This is a genomic window from Jatrophihabitans sp. (assembly GCA_036389035.1).
Classification (GTDB): Bacteria; Actinomycetota; Actinomycetes; order Mycobacteriales; family Jatrophihabitantaceae; genus Jatrophihabitans_A.
This window is the reverse complement of record DASVQQ010000011.1, coordinates 471,248-495,745: the sequence shown is the minus strand read 5'-3', so window position 1 is coordinate 495,745 and position 24,498 is coordinate 471,248. Positions and strand designations below refer to the sequence as shown.

The following is a 24,498-nucleotide window of genomic DNA, read 5'->3' as shown; positions in this document are numbered from 1 at the left end:
GTTAGACACGAGCAACCGGGCACGCTGTCGGCTCCGGGTCGAGGCGAACCTCGACGTAGGTGTCGATACTACGTCTGCCGGTTGCGAGCGTGCTCGGCGGAGCGGTCTTGAGGCGTGGTCAGGACTCGGTGTAGCTGACGATCCCCAGGCACATCTCATCGGATGACCCCTCGCCCCACACCACGTAGCGCGGCGGCAACTTGTCCAGGGCAGGAAGCTTCTGGCGCAGGGTGGCGTCGTGGGTACAGGTCACCCGCAGCCGGTCCCCGGCACGCACCGTGAGCGTCTCGGGCAGCACGGTGGCGCGCTGGTCGTCGAAGTCCCAGACCTTGACGTCGAGCAGTCGCCGGCTCGTCCCGTCCTGCCGTTGCAGGTCGATCCGGATCGACCTGCCGAGCAGGTGCATGTGCCCGGCGGTGGCCCTGAGGTCCATCGTCTTGGTGACCGGGCGTCCGCAGCTCTGGGTGGGACCGGCCTTGGGGGCGGTGAGCGAGCCGTCGCACAGCAGTTGCAACCCGGCCACCACCCGGCCCGAGTTCACTCCGAACCGGCGCATCACATCGATCACCGAGGCGTCGCGGTCGCACAGCGCTCCGGTCTCGTTGGCCGGGCAGGGCAACTCGACGGGCGCCGGCAGCAGCATGGTCTGCAGCGGCTGCAGCCGCGCGCCGCGGGGGGCGACCCGCAACTTGACGGTGGTGTTGTCGGCGCCGTCGCCGTTGAGCAGGTTGTAGTGCATCTGCAGGATCACCCGGGTGCCGGCCCTGGTGCGCTGGCCGGTGCCGGCGGCGAAGCGTTGCTCACCGCCCGAAGTCGCCCAGGCGGCCACCCAGGGCGCGGAGTTGAGCCCGCCCAGGTCAGCGCCGTTGCCGGGCAGGCCCGGCCCGCCGAAACAGGACCAGCCCAGCCGCGGGTCACTGGCGTCCTTGGCCTTGGCCGCGCCCAGCTGCTCCGGGTCGACCCGGTAGAGGATGGCGTGGTGCACCAGGTTGGGGTTGCCCGGCTGCAGCACCACCCCGGACAGGAACGAGTCGGCGGCGATCTTGGGGTCCAGCAGGATGCAGCGGTAGTCGTCGGTGCCGCCGGCCTCGGCCTGCGGGCGGTAGGCGCCACCGGGCATCGGCAGCGTGATCCAGCGCTCGCCCGGGCGCAGGGCCGCGATCGACACCGCGGTCGGCGTGCTGGAGTGCGGATGCGCCGATCGGGACGTCGAGGTGCCCGCGGTGGAGCCGGTAGGCCGGTCCGACATCGACGGATTGCCGCCCGCCGGGTCGGTGGCAGACGGCGCGGAGGTGCAGCCGGCGATCAGTGAGCCGACGGCGAGCGCGACGGTGACTGCCCGGCCCAGGCGAGAAGTTCCAGGCACCGTTACATTCTGCCCGGTTCGGCCTCCGCCGCGCAGCCGGGTTGATCACATCGCCGCGGCGGGAGTCACCACCTCCTTGCCGAGCAGTTCCAGCCGCTCGGTCTGGAAGACCTGCGGCACCCAGCCGTGCGCGTGGCTGACGCCGAGAGCGGCCAGGTCCCGCAGTTGCGCGAGCAGGTCGTCGATCTTCTCGCCATGCTCGCCCGGGTCCAGTTGGACCAGCACGGTCTTCTCGATCTCGTCGTAGTCGCGGCCCTCGGCCTCGCAGTGCCCGCGCAGGATCTCCAGCTTGCGCTCGAGGTCCGGGCCGGCGAACAGGTTGCAGGCCTGGGCGTAGCGGGCCACCAGGCGCAGGGTCTTCTTCTCCCCGCCGCCGCCGATCAGGATCGGCGGCCGACGGATCGGCTGCGGCACGTTGAGGGTGCGGGCGAGCTGGTAGTGCGTGCCCTGATAGGGGCCATCGTTCTCGCTCCACATCTGGAGGCAGATCCGCAGGGTCTCCTCCAGCCGCTCGAACCGCTCGGCGGTGCTCGGGAACGGCAGCCCCAGCCCGGCTGCCTCCTCACCGTTCCAGGCGGCGCCGATGCCCAGCCAGGCCCGGCCCTTGGACAGCACGTCCAAAGTGCTCACCAGCTTGGCGAGCATTCCGGGCTCCCGGTAGCTGACGGCCGTCACCCAGGCCAGCAGCTCCACCCGTGACGTGCGCGCCGCGAGGTAGCCGAGCGTGGTGTAGGCCTCGAGCATCTCGTGCTCGGGCGGGCCCAGCACGCCGATCTGCCAGACGTGGTCCATGACGCTGACCCGCGCGAAGCCGGCTTCCTCAGCCGCCACGGCCACTCTGGTCAGGTCATCGGCCAGTCCGGCCGGCCCGCTCGGATAGGTGAAATCCGCGATGTGCAGCCCGATCTTCACGTTGCTCCCCTTCCCGCGCAGAGCACCGGCGCGAGCTGACCGTCCTCGGCTTCGACCCACCGACCCTAGGGCGGTTGCCGCCGGGGGTAAAGGAGCGCTCCGGCAGGAAGGCACAGAGCGAGAGGCGCTACCGAGTTCTCCGTGTGAGGCTTGGCCATCCTGTCCGCCTGTAGCAATCGTGCTCACTCGCCACCGGACGTGGCCGCCGGAGTCGTGGCCGTTTACTCGAAGGCCTAAGGAGAAGCGCGTTGGTGAACCCCGTCTCGGAGTGGCTGGTCGAGAGCGAGTCGACCATCGCCAACCCCGAACTCTTCGGACACAAGTTCACCCGGCAGGCGTCCCTGGAGCAGGCGGGCTTTCCGATTCCGCGGCTGGCCTGCGTGCCGGCGACCGTGTTCGACTACGCGGTCGGGCCCGAGGTCCGCGCCTCGATGGCGACCCCGCTGGAGGCGTCTGACCGCGCCCAGGCGCTGCGGCGTCGGGTGCGGGAGCTGGGCGTGCCGCCGGCGTTGCGCGCGAAGCTGGACAGTTGCTTCGACGAGATCGCCGGGCCGGACGGGCTGGTCGCCGTCCGGGCCTGCGTGGTGCCCAAGGTCGGGAACTCGGAATCGGGTGAGGACTCGGCGGCCGACCCGTTCGCGGGCCTGTCCGACAGCTTTCTCTACGTCCGCCGTGCCGAACTGGCCGACCGGGTCGCGGCCTGCTGGGCTTCGGCGTTCAATCCCGAGGCGGTGCTGTACCGGGCGCACCGGGGGATGGACCCGTTCGCGACCCGGGTGGCGGTGGGCGTCCAGCGGATGGTGATGGGCGTCCGGTCCTTCGTCGCGTTCACCCGCAACCCGCTGGACGGCGCGGCGCAGTGCGTGATCGCGGCGGCGTACGGAATCGGCGAAGGGGTGGTGCAGGAGAAGGCCGACGTCGACCACTTCTTCGTCGACCAGGCGAGCGGGCAGATCCAGGCGCGCGTCGAGCTGAAGTCGCGGGCGGTCGGTTGGGATCCGGCCCGGCCCGACCAGGGCCCGGTCGCCGTCGCGGTCGAGCCGGGGTTGGCCGCGCTGCCGGTGCTGGCCGATGCCGAGCTGCACGAGATCACCGCCCTGGCCGCTCGGGTAGAGCAGCACTTCGGCGCCCCGCAGGACATTGAGGGAACCATCACCGCCGACGGCCGGATCCACCTGGTGCAGGCCCGTCCGATCACCGCTCCGGCGGCTGCCCAGCCGGCGGCTCCGATGCCGAGCCAGGCGCCGGCGATCCTGTGGGACAACAACAACATCACCGAGAGCTTTCCCGGGGTGAGCTGCGCGCTGACCTACTCGGTGGGCCGCGAGCTGTTCGAAGTGGGCTTCACCGACCTGTACCGGCGGATGGGCGTACCCGCCCGGGTGATCGCGCGCAACCGGCCGCGGCTGCGGCAGATGGTGGGATACCTCGACGGCCACGTCTATTACGCGATCGACAACTGGTACCAGCTGCACGCCATGATGCGGTGTTTCCGGCCGCTGTGGTCGACCTGGGAGCAAGCGCTGGGCCTGACCGCGGCAGAGCCCGTCGCCGTAAGGCCGAACGCGATCAGCAAGGCGCTCGACCTGGCCGAGATCGCGCTCCGGCTGACCGCCCATCCCCGGCGGGTGCGAGAGTTCCTGGACTGGTGGGACAGCTACCACGCCCGGCTGGACGTGTCGGAGCTGAGCCCGTCCGAGGTGGTGGCGGCCTACCGGGAGCTGTGGCGGCAGGTCAGTGACCGCTGGGGCGTCACGCTGGTCAACGGGGTGTTCCTGTTCACCGCCAACTGGGCGGTGAACGGACTGCTGCGGCGCTGGGCGTCGACGGCTGACCGCAGCGTGCTCAACGGCATGCTGAGCGGCGGTCGGCTGAACCGGTCGGCCCAGGCCCTGCACTCGGTGGTGGCGCTGGCCTCCCAGGCCGGCGAGTCCGCCGCGCTGCGGCAGGCGCTGCTGTCCGACGCCGATCCCCGGCGACTGTGGAACGAGCTCATCGGGGGCAGCCACGGCCAGGAGTTCGCCTCGGCGCTGAGCGAGCACGTGCGCCGTTACGGCGACCGTGGCCTGCAGGACCTCAAGCTGGAGGCGATCACCCCGCGCGCCGAGCCGTGGACGGTGCTGCCCGCGGTGCGCGCCTACCTGCGGCAGGGCAAGACCGTGCGGGACAGCCTGGCGATGGGGCAGAAGGTTCGTCGCCAGGCCCGCCGGGAGCTGCGCCGGCACTGCCCCAACCCAGCCGAACGGGCAGTGCTGGCAGGGCTGTTCAGCGCCATGCGGACCCTGCTGCAGGTCCGCGAGGACACCCGGTTCTGCCGGAGCCAGCTGTTCGGCGACCTGCGCGCGTTGCTGCTGCGCCAGGGCGAGCACCTGGTGGCGGCCGGCCTGCTGGACGAGCCGAGAGACGTCCTGGACCTCACCGTCGAGGAGGTTCTGGGCGCGTTCGACGGCACCGTCGCCGGTGCGGACCTGCGGGGACTGGCGGCCGTCCGGGCGGCGGAGCGGGCCGGCTGGATAGCGGCTGAGCGCACTTTTCCCGCGCGGCTGGGGACCGATCCCGACGAGCCCCTGACGCTCGCTCTGGCCGCCTTGGGCCAGCAGTTGCCGGCTGCCGGCGGAACCGACCGATCCGATGTCCTGGTCGGCCTGGCCTCCAGCGCCGGCACGGTCCGCGGCCGGGCGATGGTGGTGCTGGATCCGACGGTCACCGCCGATGAGACCCGTGACCGCATCCTGGTGGCTCGCGAGACCGATCCCGGCTGGCTGTTCCTGATGATGTCGGCCAAGGCCCTGGTGGTCGAACGGGGCACGCTCCTTTCGCATACCGCGATCACCGGCCGGCTGCTGGGCATTCCCACCGTGGTGGCGGTCCCCGAGGCCACCACGCGCATTCGGAACGGCAGCCTCATCGAGGTCGACGGGGCCGCCGGCACCGTCCGCATCCTGGACACCGAGTCGTGATCAGCAGGTGGGGCCGCTATATCGGCGCCGCCTACCGGCCGTCGGTGCAGCTGCCGTACACGGTCTCCTGGGCGCTCGGGCTCACCGCCCTGTTCGCCTGCGGAACCGGCGCGGTCCGCAGCTGGCGTCCCGATGCCGAGCTGCTGATCACGGCAGTGACGCTGGTGGTCACCATGCTGCTGATCCGGGCGCTGGACGACGTCAGGGATCTGGACTACGACCGCAGGGTCAATCCCGACCGGCCGCTGCCCAGTGGCATGGTCTCCGAGCGCGACCTGGTGAGCCTGGTCGCGCTCGGCAGCGCCTTGCTGCTGCTGCTCAACGCCGGTCGTGGGGTGGCCCTGGCGATGCTGGCCGGGCAGATGGCCTACACCATCGTGGTGGTCGCCCTGGAGCGGCTGGCCGGCTGGCCGCACCGGGACCAGCTGGCGTTGCAGCTGGCGGTGAACCTGCCGATCCTGGCGATGCTGAGCCTCTACGTCTACTTCGGCTTCCTGCGTGCCGAGGACCTGCGCCCCACCGCCGCCGGGCTGATCACCGTGCTGGCGGTCACGGTGAGCGCGCTGTGCGTGGAACTGGGCCGCAAGGCGACCCGGCAGCCGCGGCCGGGGGAGCGCAGCTACGTCACCGTGCTCGGCCCGTCCGGCACCTCGCTGGCCGCCTTCGGCGCGGCGGTGACGGCCACCGCTGCCGTGCTGGTGATCCTCACCCCCTGGCATTCGGGGGCCGGCTGGGGATGGTTGGTGCTGGCTCCGCTGGCCCTGCCGGCGCTGGCCGTGGCGAAGTTCGCCGCCGGAGCCCCGCACTGGCCGATTCCCCACACCGTGGCATACATCCCCGCTATGTATACGAGCTTCTTCGCCGTGGGCTGGTTGACCAAAGGAACTCTTCGATGACCCCGTTCTGGACGCTGCTCGGACCCGATTTCGCCGGCAAGTCGACCGCGCTGGCCCGGCTGCGCGACGAGCACGGCTGGCAGGTGGTGTCCCACGACGACCGCTTCCTGCGCGACTACCCGCTGGTGGCCCTGCTGCGCGGCTGCTGGATCGACGACGCGCTGGTGTGGGCCGGCAAGCGCTACACCGTCGAACTGGTGATCTCGGTGATGCACTCGGTGATCCTGCACCAGCGCGACGAGCTGGCCCGCCAGACCGGCCCGGGGCCGGTCATCATCGACTCGTTCTTCTACAAGGTGCTTGCCGCGTGTGACCTGCTCGGCGTCTCGCACGAGCCCACCTTCGACTACTGGCGGTCCTTCCCCCAGCCTGAGGGCGTGGTGTACCTCGACGTGCCCGCCGAGGTCACCTGGGAGCGCGCCGGACGGGGGGTCAAGGCCAGCGCCTTCGAGCATTACGGCCCGGTGGTCTCCCGGGACGGCTTCCTCCGGATGCAGAGCGATCTGCGGGCCCGGATGCTGGCCGAGATCAAAGGGCTGCCGCTGACCATCGTCGACGGAACCGCCTCGCCGGACTCGGTGCTGGCCAAGATCGTGTCAGCGGTGGGGGAGGCGGCGTGTTGAGCACCGTGTCGCCGGAGCAGTCCCAGTCCCAGTCTCAGTCGCGGTTGGCGGAGCTGCTCGCCGAACGGGTCAGCGCGGTGACGGCCCAGCCGGCGGCGGGCGAGGCGGACGCCACCGTGCTGGTGCTGCTGCGCTCGGTGCGGCTGGGCGACCTGGTGCACGGGGCGCGGCAGTTCGCCGCCGCGCTGGAGCCGGCCGAGGCAGTGGCCTGGCTGCGGTCCTGGACGCGGACCCGGTTCCTGTTCGGCAATCCCGCCAATCTCACGGTGCAGAACCAGGCCCGGGTGGTGTCGCCGGCCGCGACGGCTGCCTGGCTGGGGCCGTTTCCGAACAGTCACCGGCCCGGCCTGAGCCGGCTGCTCAAGCCGGTGACCGGGCAGCTGCCGGAGCTGCCCGGCGACCTTGACCTGCCGGGCGAGCCGGCCCTGCCGGGTGAGCCGGATCTGGCGGGCGAGCCGGATCTGCCAGGCGCCGGTCCGCGGCGGGTCCTGCAGGTCGCCGTGGCCGGGCTCAGCCTGGCCGACTACCTCATCCACCTGCACCACACCCTGGCCGAGGCGGTGCTGCTCGGACGGCTGGGCGCTGGCGAGTCGTTGCGGCTGAGCCACCGGCCGACGCTGGCGATCGATCCGACCGGTGACCCACCGGCCTATGCCCGGGTGCTGCCCGAGCGCGGCAACACCGACCGGCTGCACCTGCACACCTTGCTGTCCGCCGTGTGAGCGGCGATCACCACCATCCGGACGTGGCACGACGAACCCGAAGGACCATCGCGTGGACATCACCAACCTGACCGAGACCGACCTGGCCCGGCTGGCCCTGTCCACCCGGTTGCGCGACCTGTCGGAGGCGTTCCGGGTGGCCGTGGCCGCTGAGGACGGCGCCTCCGCCGCACCGGGCGAAGCCTCCGCCCAGCCTGACGGGCAGCCGGTGCTGGCCGGCCGGCTGTGGTCACTGCTGGCGAGCGAGCTGCCCAAGCTCGAAGAGGCGATCGTCCACCACCTGCGCAGCCGCGGCGCCAGCTGGGCCGAGGTCGCCGCGCTCGGCTCGCTGACCGAGGACCAGGCGCGCGAGCGCTGGAAGGACGTCGAGCTCTCGCCCACCTCCGACCCGGTCGCCGACGCGGCCGCGCTGGACGAGTGGTACATCCGGCACGCGCAGCTGGAGCCGCTGGCCCAGGTCCGTGATCCGTTCAGCCGGTTGCTGAGCGCGCACGCGGTGCAGGAGCACGAGTGCCTGATCTGCGTCAAGTACCGGGGCGGCGCGCTCCCCGCCTACGGCGGCTACATCTCCCCGCCGGGCGGATACCTGTTCGACGACGGGATGTGGCGGCTCGGGCACGGCCCCACCCCGTACTGGCCGGCGGGCACCCTGCTGATCGAGTCGCACCGGCACTACCTCGACTTCGCCGAGATGCGGGAGGAGGAGGCGGCCAGCATCGGGCCGCTGATCCACCGGTTCGTCGGCCCCCTCAAACGGGCCACCGGCGCCACCCGGATCCACGTGTTCTCCTGCATGGAAGGCGCCGAGCACTTCCACCTGTGGCTGGTGCCCCGGATCGGCGAGGTGCCGAGCGGGCGCAGTTTCATCGCCAACCCCGGCTACTGCAGCATTCCCGAGGCTGAGCAGGCGATCAGCCGGGTGCGCCAGGAGCTGGCCCGCGAGGAGACCGGCGTATGACGGTCGCGATCCGCCCCGCTCGCCGCCGGGTGCTGCTGGCGCCGGTGACGGTCAGCCCCACCAAGCCGCTTACCCCGTCCCACCTGAAGCTGCTGCTCTCGATGGACCTGCTGCACCGGGCGAGCGCCACCTTCGCCGACGTGACGCACGTGTATCACCCGCTCGCGCACGCCGGCAGCCGGCAGGTGGCCGGGTTCTGGGAGTACCTGGACCGCCGGTACCCGGGCTTCGACTTCAGCCGGTGCGCCGAGGAGGAGATCGGCGAGCTGTACGGGGAGTTCCAGCGCGATGAGCGGGTGGACTACCCGGCGCTGGAACCGCTGGTGCGCCGCGCTGCCGCCGGCTGGGCCCATCCGGTCAGCGCGCGCCTGCTCGATCTGTGGCAAGGCCACTACCGGATGCTCGGCATGCTCGACCCGGGGCTCGGCCGCACCGGCCCGACCCCGATGGCAGCCGAGGAGCTCATCGAGCTGTTGGTGCGCAACGACCTCTGCATCGACGGGCGCCCGTTCGGAGCCCCGGTGTACCTGGACGCGACGGCAGCGGGCCTTCCGCTGCGCATGATGCTCGGCTCGGACGGGCACGCCAACTACCTGATGTCGACGCTGTGCGAGCTGGTTCCGCAGCTGGCCGATCACGACCACGTGGTGCTCGCGCACGACGTCGAGATCCGCGCCGACTACCGGACGATGGCCCACGTGCTGACCGGGCTCGGAGCCGAGGTGTCGCGGCTGGAGTTCCCCAGGGTGCCCTTGGACGGCGTCGCCCGGGCCACCCGGTTCGGCGGCTGGCAGGGCTACACGGTGGGCGCGCTGTCCGGGCCGCTGGTGGCCGAGTTCGGCGAGCCGGCCTTCGCGCTCGGGCTTCGGCTGTACCTGGTGGCCGGGCTGGGCCGTACGGCCCGGGAGTCGTTCTCGACCAGGCACCTGCGGCGTTGGGTGCAGCGCGCCGGGCGGCTGCTGGCCGAGCACGGCGACCGGCCGGTGAGCTCCGCCGGCCTGGCGGCCAGCACTGCCGCCCTGTCGGCGCTGGCCGGCCGGCTGCCCTACGTGGACCCTTACCGGCTGGTCACCAGCCTGCTGAGCAGGGACGCGGCGGCGCCGCCCGCGCAGTTGCTCGGCGCCCTGCTCGGGCCGTCGGCAACCACAGCGGCGGGCTCAGCGGCGGGCTCAGCGGCATGAGAAAGGCAACCGTGATGTCGAGAACTCCGGACGACTCGGCGCCACCGGTCGCGGCCGGGCTGAGCTTCACGGCCACCGTGGACCGCGCGCTGCTGCATCGCCGCAACCCTGCCGAGGCCTTTCTGACCGGCGCGGTCCGAACCGGGCCGGCCGGCTTCACCGCGGCGGCTCTGCTGCCGGCCGGGCACCCGCACTACGCCGGGCACACCGGACCCAGCCGGCGTCGGGACCCGATGCTGCTGCTGGAATGCGCCCGGCAGGCCGAGACCTACGCCGCGCACGCCCTGTTCGGCGTCGAGCCGGACGCGCATTTCGTGCTGCGGAACTGGTCGGCCGAATTCCCTTCGACCCGGGCCGGCGCGAGCACGGCAGCCGCTGCGACGACGGCGCCGGGTCCGTCCGAGCTGCTGATCGCCGCGGTCACCAGCAACCCGCGGGTGGTCCGGGACCGGGTCCGGGGGCTGGACTACCGGCTGGAGCTCTGGACCGCCGGCGATCTGATCGGCCGGGTCCGGATGGAGGTCGGCTACCTCAGCCACCCGGCCTACCGCGTGGTCCGCTCGCGCGAGCATCCCGGCGCGCTGCCGTCCTCGGACGAGCTGACGCCGGCCGGTGGGAGCCCCGTCGCGCCCGCAAGGGTCGGCCGGCTCCGGCCCACCGACGCCGTGCTGCTCGACGTGGCGGCCGGCGACCGGACGGTCAGCGCCCGGCTGCGGGTCCCGGTGGAGAACACCAGCCTGTTCGACCACGCCCAGGACCACATTCCGGCGATGGTGCTGGTCGAGGCGGCTCGGCAACTGGCGGCGCTGGCTACCGAGCACTGGGGCGGCGCGGGTCCCGAGCACACCGAGATGACGGCGATGAGCTCGTCCTTCAGCGCCTACGCGGAGCTGACCGAGCCGATCGAGCTGATCGCCACACCGCTCGACGGTGTGCGGGGGGCGGTCGAGGTGCGCTTTCGGCAGGCCGGAGCCGAGATCGCCAGGGCGCAGTTGGCCATGACCGAGCCGGAAAGCAGGACCGCGTGACCCGGGCCGCCGTTCTGACCGGGGTAGGCGCCTGGGTTCCGCCCACTGTGGTGCGCAACGACGAGCTGATGCCGTGGTGGGACACCGACCCGGAATGGATCCGCACCCGCACCGGGATCGAGCAGCGGCACGTGGTGGGCGCCGGCCAGGCCACCAGTGATCTGGCCGTCGAGGCGGGCCGCTTGGCGCTGGCCTCGGCGGGCGCCTCGGTGGCCGACGCCCTGGTCATCGCCACCAACACGCCCGATCAGCTGAGCCCGGCGATCGCGCCCGACGTGGCCGCCCGGCTGGGGCTGGGGCCGGTCGCCGCGTTCGATGTGGGAGCGGTCTGCACCGGCTTCGTATACGCGCTGGCGACCGCGGCCGGGTTGATCGCCGCCGAGACGGTCGACAGCGTCCTGGTGATCGGCGCGGACGCCTTCTCGACGGTGCTGGACCCGACCGACCTGACCACCCGGGCGGTGTTCGGCGACGGCGCCGGCGCGGTGCTGCTGCGAGCCGGCACGGCCGGTGAGAGGGGTGCCCTGACCGGGCTGAACCTGGGCAGTGACGGCACCCGCCGCGAGCTGATCGAGATTCCCGGCGGCGGCTCCCGGCAGCGGTCCCTGGGCTTGCCGGTGAAGGAGGAGGACACCTACTTCCGGATGCAGGGCCGGCCGGTGTTCGCCCAGGCCGTGCACCGGATGACGCAGTCGGTGCAGCTGACAGCAGACCTGGCCGGCTGGCCGGTGGGCGAGGTCGACCGGTGGGTGCTGCACCAGGCCAACGCCCGCATCCTCGCGGCCATCGCCCGAAACCTGCGGGTGCCGCTGGACCGGTTCGTCAGCAACATCGCGCAGGTCGGCAACACGGTGGCCGCCTCGGTTCCGCTGGCACTGGCGGCCGGAGTCGGGTCCGGCGAGCTCCGGACCGGCGACCGGGTGGTGCTGGCGGCCTTCGGCGGCGGCCTCACCTGGGGCTCGGTCGGCCTGGTCTGGCCCGAGCTGCCCGAGGGTTCCGGCACCGAGCCGACAACCTGGTCCGACCCCTCAGAAGGGCGAGAATAATGTCTCTCCAAGAGCGGATCACGAAGATCCTGCTCGACGACTTCAAGGTCCAGCAGGAGCACATCGGCCAGGACACGGCTTTCGGTGATCTCGGCTTCGACTCGCTGGTGATCGTCGAGCTTGCCCTGGTGCTGGACACCGAGTTCGGCGTCACGCTCGAGGACGGCGAGCTGACCGACACGATGACCGTCGCCGACGCCGCCCAGTTGCTGGTGGCCAAGGGCGTGCTGCCCTGATGCCGCCGCAACGGCGGCCGTTCGAGGTAGCCATCACCGGGTTGGGGCTGGTGACGCCGGCCGGCATCGGGATCGGGCCGAACTGGGACCGGGTGAGTTCGGGCATCTCCTGCGCCAGCCGGGATGACCGGCTGCTGGGCTGCCCGGTGGACTTCAGCTGCCGGGTGCCGGACTTCGACCCCGACACCCTGATCGGCGGCTTCGCCTCCCGGCAGCTGGCCCGGTTCGTCCAGCTGGCGATCGTGGCCGCCCGGCAGGCCGCCGGCGACGCGGGCTGGAACCCCCGGACCTGGGACGGCGCCCGGGTCGGCGTGGTGCTGGGCAACTCACTCGGTGGGGTGCAGGCTTTCGAGGCCAGCCAGCTCGCGATGGCCGAGGGCGGCCCGCGCAAAGTGTCGCCGCTGATGGTTCCGATGTACCTGGCCAACATGGTCGCCGGCCAGGTCGCGATCGACCTGGGGGCCAGGGGGCCCAGCCAGGTCACCGCGACCGCCTGCGCCTCCGGTGCGACGGCGGTGGGGATCGCGCGCGAGCTGCTCCGACGGGGGGACTGCGACGTGGTGGTCGCCGGTGGCGCGGAGGCGGCGCTGACGCCGCTGGCGGTGACCGGACTGGCCCGGATGGGCGCGCTGTCCGGACGAACCGAGAATCCGGAGCTGGCGTCGCGGCCCTTCGACGCCGACCGGGACGGCTTCGTGCCGGCCGAGGGGGCCGGCGTGCTGGTCCTGGAACGGCTGACCGACGCCCAGGCGCGCGGCGCCCGGGTCCGGGCGGTGGTGCGCGGCTACGGCGCCTCGACCGACGCCCACCACCCGACCGCGCCGGCGCCTGGCGGCGAAGGCATCGAGCAGGCGCTGCGGGCCGCGCTGGCCGACGCCGGGCTCAGCGGCTCGGACGTCGATCACGTCAACGCGCACGGCACCTCGACGCCGCTGGGCGATGTGATCGAAGGCCGGATGTTGCGCCGGGTGTTGGGTGGGCGCGCGCTGGTGACGTCCACCAAGGGTGTGACCGGCCATCCGCTGGCGGCGGCGGGCGCCATCGAGGCCGCCTACACCGCGTTGGCGATCGAGCACCGCAGCGTGCCGCCGACCGCCAACCTCGCCCGGCTGGACCCCGAACTCGACATCGACGTGGTGCACGGCACGCCCCGCCCGGCTCCGATCGAGGTCGCGGTGAGCACCTCGATGGGTTTCGGCGGCCACAACGCCGCGCTGGTGCTCACCGCCGCCTGACCGGCAACCGCTGAACCGACTGACCGCAGAACTGACCTGCCGAACCGACTGATCGCAGAGCTGACCACCGACGACATTGGAGTAGAGATGAGCAAGCTGAACAAGATCCGCCTCGTCGCGCTGGACAGCGACGGGGTCCTGCTGAACGACACCTACAGCCCGGTGATCGAGCGGTTCGTCACCAAGCACGGCGGCGAGTACACCGCGGCGGTCGAGCGCGGCGTGTGGGGCTCGCCGCAGCTGGCGGCCGGGCAGAACATGGCGCTGGCCTGCCGGCTGCCGTGGTCGGGCAAGGAGACCATCGCCGCCTTCTTCCGCGAGCGCGACGAGTACCTCAAGGAGCACCCGATCCAGGTGATGCCCGGCGCTGCCGAGCTGTTGGCCACCTTGCGCGAGGCCGGGGTCCGGGTCACCTGCTACGGCGGCCGCAACCGCGAGTACACCTTCGACAAGTACCTCGGCCACCTGCGCGAGTTCTTCGACGCCGAGATCCCCTATGTCGACGTCAACGACTTCCGGCCGGGCATGCGCGAGATCGTGCGCGACATCTTCGGCTACGACTTCGACGAGGTGCTCTTCGTCGACGACATCAACCGGGTGGCCGAGGTGAGCAAGGCGCTCGGCGCCGGCTTCCTCGGCGTGCCGGCCAGCATGGCGCACAATTTCCAGCGCGCCGAGATGGCCGCCACCGGCGTGCGCCACACCGTCGACGACATCCGCCAGATCGACCTCGCGCTGCTGCGCCGGCTTGACGACGAGCTTGCCGCAGGCGCCCTCTGGCAGGAGCCGGGCGGCTCCGCGCAACCCCAGGCAGCCGGTGCGGGCCAGCTTTCCGAGCGGAGCGCGGGGTCAGCAGAGCCGCCCCGCTTCGCGTTCTTCCACGAGGTGCCACCACCGGCCGGCGGCGAGGGTTGGGAGTCGATGTACCCCTACTACCTCATCCCGTCCGAGGAGACCCGCGCCGAGGAGACCTCCCGGCTCTGGTTCGCCGACACCATGCACTGGTCGCGCGGCACCCACCCGCTGGGCAGCGTGGTCGCCGAGGCGGCCTACTTCGGCGCCGCCCAGAGCAGCACCCGGATCTTCTCGCTGCCCGCGTCGCTGGGCCTGGACGTGCGCGTCCAGCACGGCTACCTCTACATCTCGCCGATCGCGGTCAGCGATCCCGACGAGATCGCCCGCCGCGTCGAGCACTTCCAGGAGCGTGCCGGTTTCTACTACCAGAACTGGGATTCCCTCTACGCCCGCTGGAAGGACAAGGTCGTCGCCCTCGTCGATGACATGCGCACCGTCAGCTTTGCCCCGCTGCCGGAGTACGAGCCGATGGAGGTGGTCACCGAGGCCCGCGGCCGGTCCACTGCCTGGGAGGTGATCGCCGACTACCACCGGTTGATGGACGACCTCTTCGTGGTCTGGCAGCACCACTTCGAGTTCCTCAACCTCGGCTACGGCGGCTACATCGTGTTCTTCCAGTTCTGCAAGGAGGCCTTCCCCGAGATCTCCGAGCAGTTGATCGCGCGGATGGTGGCCGGCATCGACATCCTCGCCTTCCGGCCGGACGAGGAGCTGCGGACCCTTGCCCGGCTGGCCTGCGAATTGGGCGTGCACGACCTTATCGTGGGCGATGATCCGGAGAAGACCTTCGCGGCACTGGCCGGCACGGCTGACGGACAGAAGTGGCAGCAGGCCTATGACACCGCCAAGGACCCGTGGTTCAACTACTTCGCCGAGTACGGCTTCACCCACGACCAGGACACCTGGCTCAGCAATCCGGCGATCCCGCTGACCGGAATCGCCCGCTACATCGGCAGGCTGCAGGCGGGTGAGGAGATCGAGCGGCCGGTGGCCCGGCTGCTGGCCGAGCGCGACGAGATCGTCGCCGAGTACCGCAGCCTGCTCACCGACGAGGAGGCCGTCCAGTTCGACGAGCTGCTGGGGCTGTCCCGGCAGGTGTATCCCTACATCGAAGAGCACAACATCTACATCGAGCACTGGGCGCACTCGGTGTTCTGGCATAAGCTCTGGGAGCTCGGGGACTTCCTGGTGGCCTCGGGGTTCACCCGGCAGCGCGACGACGTGTTCTTCTTCAATCGCTTCGAACTCGAGCAGGTGCTGCACGACATCGTCCAGTCCTGGGCGATCGGCGTTCCACAGCGGGGCGTCCAGCGCTGGGCCGCCGAGATCGACCGGCGCCGGCCGATCGTGGCCGCGCTGCAGGCCGCCAATCCGCTGCCCGCGTACGGGCCCGCACCCGAGGAGGTGGTCGACCCGTTCGCGATCATGAACTACGGCGTCACCACCGAGCGGGTCGCGGCCTGGCTGGGCCTGGATCAGGACGGCGGCGCGGCCGACAACCTGACCGGGATCGGAGCCTCGCCGGGCGTCGTGGAGGGTTCGGTGCGGTTGCTGCGTTCCGAGCGCGACCTGGGTGACCTGCGTCCGGGCGAGGTGCTGGTCTGCCCGATCACCGCCCCGTCCTGGGGGCCGGCGTTCTCGGTCGCCGCCGGAGTGGTCACCGACATCGGCGGCATGATGAGTCACGCCGCGATCGTCTGCCGCGAGTACGGGCTGCCCGCCGTGGTCGGCACCGGGTTCGCCACCATGCGGCTGCAGACCGGTGACCGGGTTCGCCTGGACGGCACCACCGGTGAGGTCGTGGTGCTGTCCGCGGCGGCCGGGCAGGCGGTGTGAGCGCGGCGCATTCAGCCGTGCCGGCGGCATTCACCAGAGGGCTGGACGATCCGGCCTGCCGGGACCCGCGCGAGTTCGGAGGCAAGGCCGCGGGCCTGGCCGGGCTCTGCGCGGCAGGGCTGCCGGTGGCCCCGGGGTTCGCCATCGGCGCCGCGGCCTACCGCGCCTTTCTCGACGAGTCGGGATTGCGGGCCGCCGTGGTCGCCGCGCTCGAAGGCGGCGATCCGGCCGCGGCCGCCGACCAGCTCGGAGCACAGCTGGCGGCGGCCCCGACCCCGGCGGCGGTGGACGCCGAGATCAGGCAGCGTTATCAACGCCTGTGCGAGCAGTCCGGCGTCGCCGACCTCGATGTCGCGGTCCGATCCAGCGCCACCGCTGAGGATTCGGCGACGGCCAGCTTCGCCGGAGAGTTCCAGACCTGGGTGGACGTCGTTGGGGCTGAGGACGTGCTGGCCCATGTGCGGCGCTGCTGGAGCAGCGTTTTCGCGGCCCAGGCCATCGGCTATGCCCGCAACAGCGGCCTGGACCCGGCCGCCGTCGAGATGGCGGTGGTCGTGCAGCGGACGGTGCGAGCCCGCGCGGCCGGGGTGATGTTCACCATCTCACCCGTCACCGGAGACCGGTCCCGGATCGTGATCGAGGCGAGCTGGGGCCTGGGCCTGGCCGTGGTCGGCGGCGAGGTCACCCCGGACCGCTGGGTGATCGACAAGGTGGGACTCGGCATTGTGGAGTTCACGCCCGGCGACAAGCGGATCGAGTACCGCCGCGGCGGCGCTGCTGTCGGCGTCGACCCGGCACGCTGGGCGCAGCCCTGCCTGACCGACGCGCAGGTGATCTCGCTGGCCCGGCTGGGCAAGCAGATCGAGCGGCAACAGGGCTGCCCGCAGGACCTGGAGTTCGCAGTCGAGCAGGACCAGCCGGCCGGCCGGGAGCTGGTGCTGCTGCAGCGCCGGCCGGAGACCGTCTGGTCCAGCCGGCCGCACCGGCCGCGATTCGACGCCAGCCATCCGGTGACCAGGTGGATCAGCGGCGCGGTGACCGGTAACCGCGCCGGCGGCTAGGTCCGCGCCGGCGGCTCGGTCCGCGCCAGCCGGCTCGGTCCGCGCCGGCGGCTAGGACGCCCGGACCGCCACCAGCAGCCCGGTGGACGCGGCCACTTCTCGAGTCTCGCGCAGCCGCAGGCCGGCCCGGGCGAACAGCGCGGCGAACTCGGCCTCGGTGCGTTCGCGGCCGGGGTGCAGGGTGAGCATGATCAGATCGCGCAACTTGCCGTCGTGCGCGGTGTTTCCGGGTGGCACGATGGCGTCGACCACCAGAAGCTCGCTGTGCTCTCCCATGGCCTGCCGGGTGTTCGTCAGGATGCCGACCACCTGGGCGTCGTTCCAGTCGTGCAGGATCATCGACATCAGGTAGGCGTCGGCGCCGGCGGGCACCGAGGTGAAGAAGTCGCCGCTGATCACCTCGCCGCGGTCGGCCACCCCGGCGCCGGCCAGCACCTTCCAAGCGTGGCGCACCACCTCGGGCTGGTCGAAGACGGCAGCCCGCAGGTGCGGGTACCGGCGCAGCAGGGCCGCCACCAGGTGCCCTCGGCCGCCGCCGATGTCCAGCAGCCTCCCCACTCCGGACAGGTCATAGGCATCCACGGTGGCCGCGTGCAGCCGGCGGGCCAGATCGCCCATCGCGGCGTCGAACACCGCGGCCTGGTCCGGCCGCGTGGCCAGCTGCGCCCACCAGCTCAGGCCGTGCAGGTGCTCGAACGACGGCTGCCCGGTGCGGACGCTGTGCAGCAGGTCACCGATCGCGGCGTGCCGCTCGGGCAAACCCCACAACCGCGCCCAGTTGCGCAGCGAGTGCTCGCCGCCGGCCCGCAGGGTGTCGGCCAGCGGGGTGGAGCCGAAGGTGCGCGCCGACACCTCGCAGAACACCCCTGATCCGGCCAGCGCCCGCAACACCCGGTACAGGCCGTCCGCGTCCACCTCGACCTCGGCGGCCAGGCTCTCCACGGTGCGCGGCCCGCCGGTGAGGAGGTCCGCGATTCCAAGTTCGGCGGCCACCACCAACGCCTGGGTGATCAGCGGCGCGTGCAGCATCCGCATCATCTCGACGTACGGCGCGCTTGCTGTGGTCATCGACGCCTCCTCAGGCCGCGGGGCGCTCGTCCGCCGAGGCGCGGGAGTTGAGCAGCGAATCCGCCAGGAACTCGGCCACCGCCGCCACGCTGGGCCGGTCCCAGAGCAGGCTGCTGGGCAGCGCGATCCCGAATCGCCGGTTCAGCTGCTGCCGGATCGATTCGCTGAGCAACGAGTCGACCCCCATCTCCGACAGCGGGCGGTGCACGTCGAGATCGGTGGGGTCCATCCGCAGCTCGGACGACACCACCCCCCGCACCGCCGAGTCGACGTAGCCGGCAAGCTCGGGGGCCGGCAGCTCGTGCCACTGCTGGTCCAGCTGGTCGCGCACGCCCTCTGATGCTCCCGGTTCGGGAAGCGCCGCCTGCTGAACCACCCCGAAGTGCACCCCGAGCATCTCGGCGAGCACGGCCCCGTCCAGGTCGGCGATCGTGACGTCCACCTCGACGTCCTCGGCCTGGTCGCGGTCCTGGCCTTCGCCCCACTGCACATCGACCAGCCGGACGCTGACGATCGCCTCTGCCGGCGGATCGCCGTGCACGCTCACCTCGCTCAGCCGGCTCGGCATCCGCAGCCGTGGCAGGCCGGGAAACAGGATCGGCGCCGCTGACAGCCCGCCGTCGAACAGCGAGCCCCAGGTCGCGGTGGCCATCAGCCGGTCCGGGTCCGCGGCCATCCTGACCAGCAGGTGCTCGGCAGAGCGGCGAACCGCCAGCGCCTGCCACGGAAAGCCGATGCCGACCACGCCGATGTCGTTCAGCCGGCCCATCACGCAGCCCGGATCGAGCTCGTCGGTGCCGGCGTCGATCAGCGCGGGCGCCAGCCGGCCGGCGTCCCGGTCCTGCGCCTTCGCGACCTCGGCCGTGGAGTGGGTGAGCCAGGACTGGTCGCTGGCCTGGCCGGCCAGCCGCGAGCTCAGCCGCAGCGAGTCGTCCTGCCGGACGGCCTGCAGATCGCGTTGCGTGGTAAGGGCGATCGGCACCCGCAGCACGACATCGGTGAGACCTGATCCGCCGGCGGCCGCGAGGAAGGTGGTCAGCACCACGGCGGCCGGCAGGATCTCGGTGTCGAGCACCTTGTGCCCGCCGGGGTAGGGGCGGCTGAAGTCGTCGATCCGGGTCTGCCACAGCGACACCGGTGAGCTGCCCTGCACCAGGGTGTGGTGACCGAGCACGGTGTGGCTGTCGACGTCGTGCTGCAGGTGCCCCTGCGGCTCCGCCTGGACGGCATCGACCCAGTAACGCCGGTGCTGCCAGGCCGTGGTGGGCAGCCCTGCCAATTCCCGGTCGGGGTACAGGGCGGACCAGTCCAGCCCGACCCCCAGGCAGTGCAGGACGCCCAGGTTGTCCAGCAGCGTGGGCCGTTCGGGACGATCGCGCTTGAGCGTGGCGACCACGACGCCGTCGGTCAGCTGGCGAGCCGCCAGCGTCTCCATGATCGAGTGCGCCACCACGGGATGGGTCGACACCTCCAGGAAGATCCGGTGGCCGTCGTCGATCGCGGCGCCGATCGCCTCGGCGAACCGGACCGGGTTGCGCAGGTTGGCCGCCCAGTAACCGGCGTCGCGCGGCGGGTTGGCCCGTGGATCGGCGAGCGCGGTGTTGTAGACCGCGCTCCGGCCCGGCTGGGCTGGCAGGTCGGCCGCCCCGGCGAGCAGGTCCGGAACCAGATCGTCCATCTGCGCGCTGTGAAAAGCCACGTCGGAGTTCACCCGCCGCAGTGTCAGGCCCTCGGCCGGCCACTGCTCCAGCAGCTGCTCCACCGCGGCGGCGCTGCCGCTGAGTACGGTGGACACCGGCGATGCCGCGATGGCGGCGGTCACGTCCGCGCGGCCGGCCAGTCTGGCCTCGGCCTGCTCGAACGGCAGGTTCACCATTGCCATCGCGCCCTGTCCCGCCACTCGTCGCAGCAGCCGCGAGCGGCGGCAGATCAGTCGGGCGGCATCGGTCAGCTCCAGCATGCCGGCGGCGACCGTGGCCGCTATCTCGCCGACCGAGTGGCCGATGATCGCGGCCGGCTCCAGGCCGTACCCGCGCCAGATGCGGGCCAGGCCCACCTGCATGGCGAAGGTCATCGCCTGGATCTGGCCGACATCGCCAAGGTCACCGTCCAGCACCGCCTGCCGGGGCGAGAACCCCAGCTCGGCCTGGTAGATCTCCTCGATCTCGTCGAAGGTCGCGCCGAGCAGCGGCTCGGTGCGCAGCAGGTCACGGCCCATTCCCGACCACTGGGCCCCGTGCCCGGAGAACACCCAGACCGCGGCCGGCGGCGTCGCGCCGCGCAGCACCTGCCCCGAGCTGAGGCCGGCGGCCGGCCGGCCGGCCGCAAGCTGGTCCAGCCGACCGGCCAGCTCCGCGCGGTCCCCGGCTACCACGCAGGCCCGCGTGCCGAGGGCGGATCGTCCGGCCGCGAGGGTGTGGCCGATCGCGGTGAGCGGGGTGTCCTCGTCGGCTCTGAGCCAGTCGGCCAGTTGGGCGGCGTTGGCCCGCAGGCCGGCGACGGACGCTCCGGACAGCGGGAACAGCAGTTCCCCCGCGACCGGGGCAGAACGGACGGCAGCCCGGAGCACCGGGGGCGCCTGCTCGACGATCACGTGCGCGAGCGTCCCGCCGTAGCCGTAGTTCCCGACCCCGCCCCGGCGCGGATGCTCGCCGGACTCGGGCCAGGCGGTGTTCTCGGCGACGACCTCGAGGCCCGAGCCGTCCCAGTCGATGTTCGGGTTGAGCCCGGCCCGCGACAGGGTCGCCGGAATCTCGCCCGCGCGCAGGGACAGCACCAGCTTGATGATTCCCGCCACTCCGGAGGCAGCCTCCAGGTGGCCGATGTTGGTCTTCACCGAGCCGATCAGGCAGGGCCGGCCAGGGTCCCGGTCAGCGCCGACGGTGGCGGTCAGCGCCCGGATCTCGATGGGATCGCCCACGCTGGTTCCGGTTCCGTGCGCTTCCACATAGTCAATCGAGGCCGGGGACACCCCGGCGTTGCGGCAGGCCTGCCGCACCAGGTGGGCCTGCGCGTCCTCGCTGGGCGCCATGATGCCGTTGGTCCGGCCGTCCTGGCACACGGCGCTGCCGCGCACGACGGCGAGCACCTGGTCGCCGTCACGGTGGGCGTCGGCGAGCCGCTTCAGCGCCAGCACCGCGCATCCCTCGCTGCGCACGTATCCATTGGCCGCGGCGTCGAAGGCCTTCGAGGTCCCGTCGGGTGAGAGCGCGCCGGCAGCGTCGAGTACCAGCGCGAAGCTCGGGCTGGCCACCAGCATCACCCCGCCGGCCAGGGCGAGTGAGGTCTCACCGGATCGCAGGCTCTGGCAGGCCTGGTGCACCGCGACCAGCGATGCCGAGCAGGCGGTGTCGATCACCACGCTGGGACCGCGCAGGTCCAGGGCGTAGGAGACCCGGTTGGCCACGGCGCACATCGACGAGCCGATGCCCGTCCAGGCCTCCAACCGCGGCAGGTCTTCCAGCAGCCTGCGCCCGTAGTCGTCGCAGCAGACCCCCATGAACACGCTGGTGTCGCTGCCGGCCAGGCTGCTCGGCGCGATGCCGGCGTTTTCCAGGGTCTCCCAGGCGACTTCGAGGCTCACCCGCTGCTGAGGGTCCATGAGTTCGGCCTCGCGTGGCGAGATTCCGAAGAAGTCCGCGTCGAAACCCTCGATGTCATCGAGGTATCCGCCGTACTTGATGGCCCGCCCGACCGCTCTAGCGTAGTCGGGGCCCCTTGCCGCGTAGGACTGCCAGCGGTGCGCCGGCACCTCGCCCAGGGCGTCGAGGTTGTCCTGCAGCAGCTGCCAGAAGGCGCCCGGGGAAGTGATTCCACCGGGAAACCGGCAACCCATTCCGATGATCGCGACAGGCTCGAGCTGGCCGTGCTCACCTTCAGGAGTCAAAGCGAAGCCTTCCTCATTGACGCGGCTCAGTCGCCTGGTCCTGTCGATTGGCAGCCCGAACGGGAGGTCGGCGCTTTGTCACAGGCTGGTGCCAGCGGGCGCCTCGGCGCATCTCCGCAATTGCGCCGCAGGCAGGGACAGGGCAGGCATGAAGTCGCAGCTCCCGGAGTCCTCCGATGACAATCGCGCTGTCGGAGAAGACATCTTCCGGCGCCTCTCTGAAAGGGCGTGGCGTGACCGATCTCATCGACGTGCATTCCCACTTCGTCACCGAGGAGTACGTCCTTGAGGCCACCCGCGCCGGCCACCAGCAGCCGGAAGGGATGCCGCGCTGGGCGAGCTGGAGCGCCGCTGAGCACCTCGCCCTGATGGATCAGGCCGGGGTGCGGACCTCGATGCTGTCGGTGTCCTCGCCCGGAACCCACTTCGGCGACGACGAGGCGGCTCGGCGGCTGAGCCGGTGCTTGAACGAATTCGGGATCGAGCAGGTGCACGCTCATCCTGGCCGGTTCGGGCACTTCGCGTCGTTGCCGTTCCCCGATGTCAGCGGCTCGCTTGTCGAATTGGCCTACGCCCTCGACGTCCTGGGCTCGGACGGGGTAGCGCTGCTCAGCAACGCGCACGGGGTCTATCTGGGAGACGAGCGGTACGAACCGGTGTACGCCGAGCTGGATCGCCGCGGCGCGACGGTCTTCGTGCACCCGGTGTCACCGCCGAACTGGCAGGCCGTGTCGCTGAACCGGCCGAGGCCGATGTTGGAGTTCCTCTTCGACTCGGCCCGGACGGCCAGCGATCTGGTGCTGCGGGGAGTGCTGACCCGCTACCCCGACATTGATTGGATCTTCTCGCACAGCGGCGGCGCGTTGCCCGTCCTTGCCGAGCGGATCCAGCTGTTCGGCGAGATGTTGCCCGGCGGCGTAGCAGGTGGGCTGGCCGGTGGCCGGCCGGTGTCGGAGCAGCTCGGCAAGCTCTGGTACGACATCGCCGGCACCCCGTTTCCGAATGCCGCCGAGGCCCTGGTTCGCGCGTTCGGATGCGAGCGGGTGCTCTATGGCAGCGACTACTGCTGGACGCCGGGACCGGGCGTGCTGTCACAGGTGGCGTCGGTGGATGCCGCGCCGCAACCCGATGGCGACACCTGGCGCCGCCTGACCACACGCAACGCCGAGCGGCTGATTCCGCGGCTGCGGCTGGAGGACCCGGTGTCGCGGCCGTCGGTCGGCTCATGACGAAAGCCGGCTGCCCGTCGGGTGATGACGGGGCAGCCGGCTGATGCGACGGGTGCGTTAGGAGTGTTGGAACTTCTCAGGAGCAGATCGCGGCGCTCGGGATGTTGCTGGGGTATCTGACCATCAGGATCCGGTAGCAGGTGCCGGCCGGCGGCGAGGAGTAGTCGGTGGCCGTGCCTCGGCTGCCGGTGCCGCTGATCGCGGGGTACTGCGAGCCGACCGAGAGCCAGCTGGCCTGGGCGTCGGTGCTGCGCTGCAGGACGTAGCCGGTCTCGTCCTTCGCGTTGTCGGTGAACCCGATGATCATCGAGGTGCCGGTGTTGGTCAGCGTCAGGTTGGTGGGCGGGCCGTAGACCGTGTAGGACCAGCAACCCAGGTTGGTGTCGACGCCGCCACCGACGTTGATCGCCCGCACGCACAGCGTGTGGGAGGTGCCTATCGCGGTGGACTTGAGACCGGTGAAGGTGTAGCGGTGGTAGTCGCCGTAGCCGGGGTACCTGGTGTTCAGTCCGCTGTAGAAGGCGTTCGCGGTCGCGGTCTGGGTGACCACGCCGTCCACTGACAGCGAGACCTCGATCGGGGCGATGGTGTCGAAGTCAAGGGCCCAGCCGGTGATCGAGTAGGAAGGCCCGTCGGGTGAGTAGCTGTTGCTGATGGGCGACGCGCCGACCGGGTTGGCCGGTTGCTGGCGGGTCTGGACCGACACCCGGACCGAGGCGCTGGAGGAGCAGGCCACGTCGGTGCACCGCTCGGCCGAGAGGTAGTACTCGAGGTAGCTGCCGGCCGGGGCCGTGGTGTCGGTGAACGTGGTGCTGTTGGCCGCCAGGCTGAAGTACGCGGTAGCGCCGTTGACGACCCGGCGGAGGTTGAAGGCGGTCTCGGTGCTGGACTGGTCTGCCCATTGCAGCGTGACCGAGGTCTGCAGCACCGATGTGGCCCGCAGCGAGGCCGGGGCCGTCGGGGCCGGCGGGGGCTGCTCCTCGAAGCAGTAGTCCGGTGGGTCATAGCTCTGACACGGGTGAATGGCCGCCGCCGGCGCGGCCGTTGCCAACAGCGAGGCAAACCCGGAGACGGTCACCGCCGCGGCGATCGCCAGGACGCGCTTCATTCCTTGCATTGTCGTTCCTTTCTATAGGTGGACGATGCCGAAAAGAGCGGCCTGGCTGTGCGGTGATACCGGCGGAGAGCGGCAATAACTGACATGGGTAAGGGCGTTTGTTTGGGTATCGAGCGCTCATCGGGCATCTCGGATAAGGGCGTCAGAGCCGATAACCGGGTCGAGTCCGGCGCGTGCGATGGGGGTTATCGCCAAGGCGTGCGAGAGCACCAGGGCGCACCAGCGACCGTTGGAAAACCGGCTGCCCCGTTGGCCCGGAAGGGCTAACGAGAGGCAGCCGGTT

General features: G+C 71.4%; 18 protein-coding genes. 13 read left to right on the top strand and 5 right to left on the bottom strand.

The window, feature by feature from the left end; all coding sequences use genetic code 11:
* Positions 1-118: 118 nt before the first annotated feature.
* Positions 119-1,366 (bottom strand): hypothetical protein, encoded by a 1,248-nt coding sequence (locus VF557_10115; protein ID HEX8080551.1) that lies wholly within the window; start codon positions 1,364-1,366, stop codon positions 119-121.
* Between the two features lie 45 nt (positions 1,367-1,411).
* The gene (locus tag VF557_10110; protein HEX8080550.1) at positions 1,412-2,278 is read right to left on the bottom strand and encodes an LLM class F420-dependent oxidoreductase; all 867 of its coding nucleotides are present in this window, start codon (positions 2,276-2,278) and stop codon (positions 1,412-1,414) included.
* Positions 2,279-2,529: 251 nt separating this feature from the next.
* Here VF557_10110 and VF557_10105 point away from each other — a divergent pair, with 251 nt between their 5' ends.
* The 12 genes from VF557_10105 to VF557_10050 all read left to right on the top strand — a co-directional run bounded on the left by VF557_10105 (position 2,530) and on the right by VF557_10050 (position 16,915).
* Positions 2,530-5,238 (top strand): PEP/pyruvate-binding domain-containing protein, encoded by a 2,709-nt coding sequence (locus VF557_10105; protein ID HEX8080549.1) that lies wholly within the window; start codon positions 2,530-2,532, stop codon positions 5,236-5,238.
* Positions 5,235-6,134, top strand: coding sequence for a UbiA family prenyltransferase (locus tag VF557_10100; GenBank protein ID HEX8080548.1), 900 nt, complete (start codon positions 5,235-5,237; stop codon positions 6,132-6,134). Before VF557_10105 ends, VF557_10100 begins: the two co-directional genes overlap by 4 nt.
* On the top strand, positions 6,131-6,757 hold the full coding sequence (locus VF557_10095) for a hypothetical protein (GenBank protein HEX8080547.1): 627 nt from the start codon (positions 6,131-6,133) through the stop codon (positions 6,755-6,757). The genes VF557_10100 and VF557_10095 overlap by 4 nt, the downstream gene beginning before the upstream one ends.
* The gene (locus tag VF557_10090; protein ID HEX8080546.1) at positions 6,751-7,479 is read left to right on the top strand and encodes a DUF6182 family protein; all 729 of its coding nucleotides are present in this window, start codon (positions 6,751-6,753) and stop codon (positions 7,477-7,479) included. The genes VF557_10095 and VF557_10090 overlap by 7 nt, the downstream gene beginning before the upstream one ends.
* 52 nt (positions 7,480-7,531) lie before the next feature.
* The gene (locus VF557_10085) at positions 7,532-8,437 is read left to right on the top strand and encodes a hypothetical protein (GenBank protein HEX8080545.1); all 906 of its coding nucleotides are present in this window, start codon (positions 7,532-7,534) and stop codon (positions 8,435-8,437) included.
* Complete coding sequence (locus tag VF557_10080) at positions 8,434-9,618, top strand: hypothetical protein (GenBank protein ID HEX8080544.1); 1,185 nt, start codon at positions 8,434-8,436, stop codon at positions 9,616-9,618. Before VF557_10085 ends, VF557_10080 begins: the two co-directional genes overlap by 4 nt.
* Positions 9,615-10,646, top strand: coding sequence for an AfsA-related hotdog domain-containing protein (locus VF557_10075; GenBank protein HEX8080543.1), 1,032 nt, complete (start codon positions 9,615-9,617; stop codon positions 10,644-10,646). Before VF557_10080 ends, VF557_10075 begins: the two co-directional genes overlap by 4 nt.
* Complete coding sequence (locus VF557_10070) at positions 10,643-11,692, top strand: beta-ketoacyl-ACP synthase III (protein HEX8080542.1); 1,050 nt, start codon at positions 10,643-10,645, stop codon at positions 11,690-11,692. Before VF557_10075 ends, VF557_10070 begins: the two co-directional genes overlap by 4 nt.
* Positions 11,692-11,928 (top strand): phosphopantetheine-binding protein, encoded by a 237-nt coding sequence (locus VF557_10065; protein ID HEX8080541.1) that lies wholly within the window; start codon positions 11,692-11,694, stop codon positions 11,926-11,928. The genes VF557_10070 and VF557_10065 overlap by 1 nt, the downstream gene beginning before the upstream one ends.
* The gene (locus VF557_10060) at positions 11,928-13,163 is read left to right on the top strand and encodes a beta-ketoacyl-[acyl-carrier-protein] synthase family protein (protein HEX8080540.1); all 1,236 of its coding nucleotides are present in this window, start codon (positions 11,928-11,930) and stop codon (positions 13,161-13,163) included. The genes VF557_10065 and VF557_10060 overlap by 1 nt, the downstream gene beginning before the upstream one ends.
* Before the next feature lie 87 nt (positions 13,164-13,250).
* The gene (locus tag VF557_10055; GenBank protein ID HEX8080539.1) at positions 13,251-15,854 is read left to right on the top strand and encodes a PEP-utilizing enzyme; all 2,604 of its coding nucleotides are present in this window, start codon (positions 13,251-13,253) and stop codon (positions 15,852-15,854) included.
* 17 nt (positions 15,855-15,871) lie between these two features.
* Positions 15,872-16,915, top strand: coding sequence for a PEP/pyruvate-binding domain-containing protein (locus tag VF557_10050; GenBank protein HEX8080538.1), 1,044 nt, complete (start codon positions 15,872-15,874; stop codon positions 16,913-16,915).
* A 51-nt stretch (positions 16,916-16,966) separates the two neighbouring features.
* Here VF557_10050 and VF557_10045 read toward each other — a convergent pair whose 3' ends face one another.
* Positions 16,967-17,983 (bottom strand): methyltransferase, encoded by a 1,017-nt coding sequence (locus tag VF557_10045; protein ID HEX8080537.1) that lies wholly within the window; start codon positions 17,981-17,983, stop codon positions 16,967-16,969.
* Between the two features lie 10 nt (positions 17,984-17,993).
* The gene (locus VF557_10040; protein HEX8080536.1) at positions 17,994-21,869 is read right to left on the bottom strand and encodes a beta-ketoacyl synthase N-terminal-like domain-containing protein; all 3,876 of its coding nucleotides are present in this window, start codon (positions 21,867-21,869) and stop codon (positions 17,994-17,996) included.
* A gap of 233 nt (positions 21,870-22,102) precedes the next feature.
* Between VF557_10040 and VF557_10035 the strand changes: the two genes are divergently transcribed.
* Positions 22,103-23,098 carry an amidohydrolase family protein gene (locus VF557_10035; protein HEX8080535.1) on the top strand — a complete coding sequence of 332 codons (996 nt, stop codon included), beginning with the start codon at positions 22,103-22,105 and terminating at the stop codon, positions 23,096-23,098.
* A 76-nt stretch (positions 23,099-23,174) separates the two neighbouring features.
* Here the strand turns inward: VF557_10035 and VF557_10030 are convergent, their stop codons facing one another.
* Positions 23,175-24,206 (bottom strand): hypothetical protein, encoded by a 1,032-nt coding sequence (locus VF557_10030; GenBank protein ID HEX8080534.1) that lies wholly within the window; start codon positions 24,204-24,206, stop codon positions 23,175-23,177.
* Between the last annotated feature and the right edge of the window lie 292 nt (positions 24,207-24,498).

Coding starts and splice junctions, on each gene's coding strand:
- VF557_10095 (HEX8080547.1), top strand. CDS start 6,131: ATGACCCCGTTCTGGACGCTGCTCGGACCCGATTTCGCCGGCAAGTCG.
- VF557_10080 (HEX8080544.1), top strand. CDS start 8,434: ATGACGGTCGCGATCCGCCCCGCTCGCCGCCGGGTGCTGCTGGCGCCG.
- VF557_10075 (HEX8080543.1), top strand. CDS start 9,615: ATGAGAAAGGCAACCGTGATGTCGAGAACTCCGGACGACTCGGCGCCA.
- VF557_10065 (HEX8080541.1), top strand. CDS start 11,692: ATGTCTCTCCAAGAGCGGATCACGAAGATCCTGCTCGACGACTTCAAG.
- VF557_10060 (HEX8080540.1), top strand. CDS start 11,928: ATGCCGCCGCAACGGCGGCCGTTCGAGGTAGCCATCACCGGGTTGGGG.
- VF557_10055 (HEX8080539.1), top strand. CDS start 13,251: ATGAGCAAGCTGAACAAGATCCGCCTCGTCGCGCTGGACAGCGACGGG.
- VF557_10045 (HEX8080537.1), bottom strand. CDS start 17,983: ATGACCACAGCAAGCGCGCCGTACGTCGAGATGATGCGGATGCTGCAC.
- VF557_10030 (HEX8080534.1), bottom strand. CDS start 24,206: ATGAAGCGCGTCCTGGCGATCGCCGCGGCGGTGACCGTCTCCGGGTTT.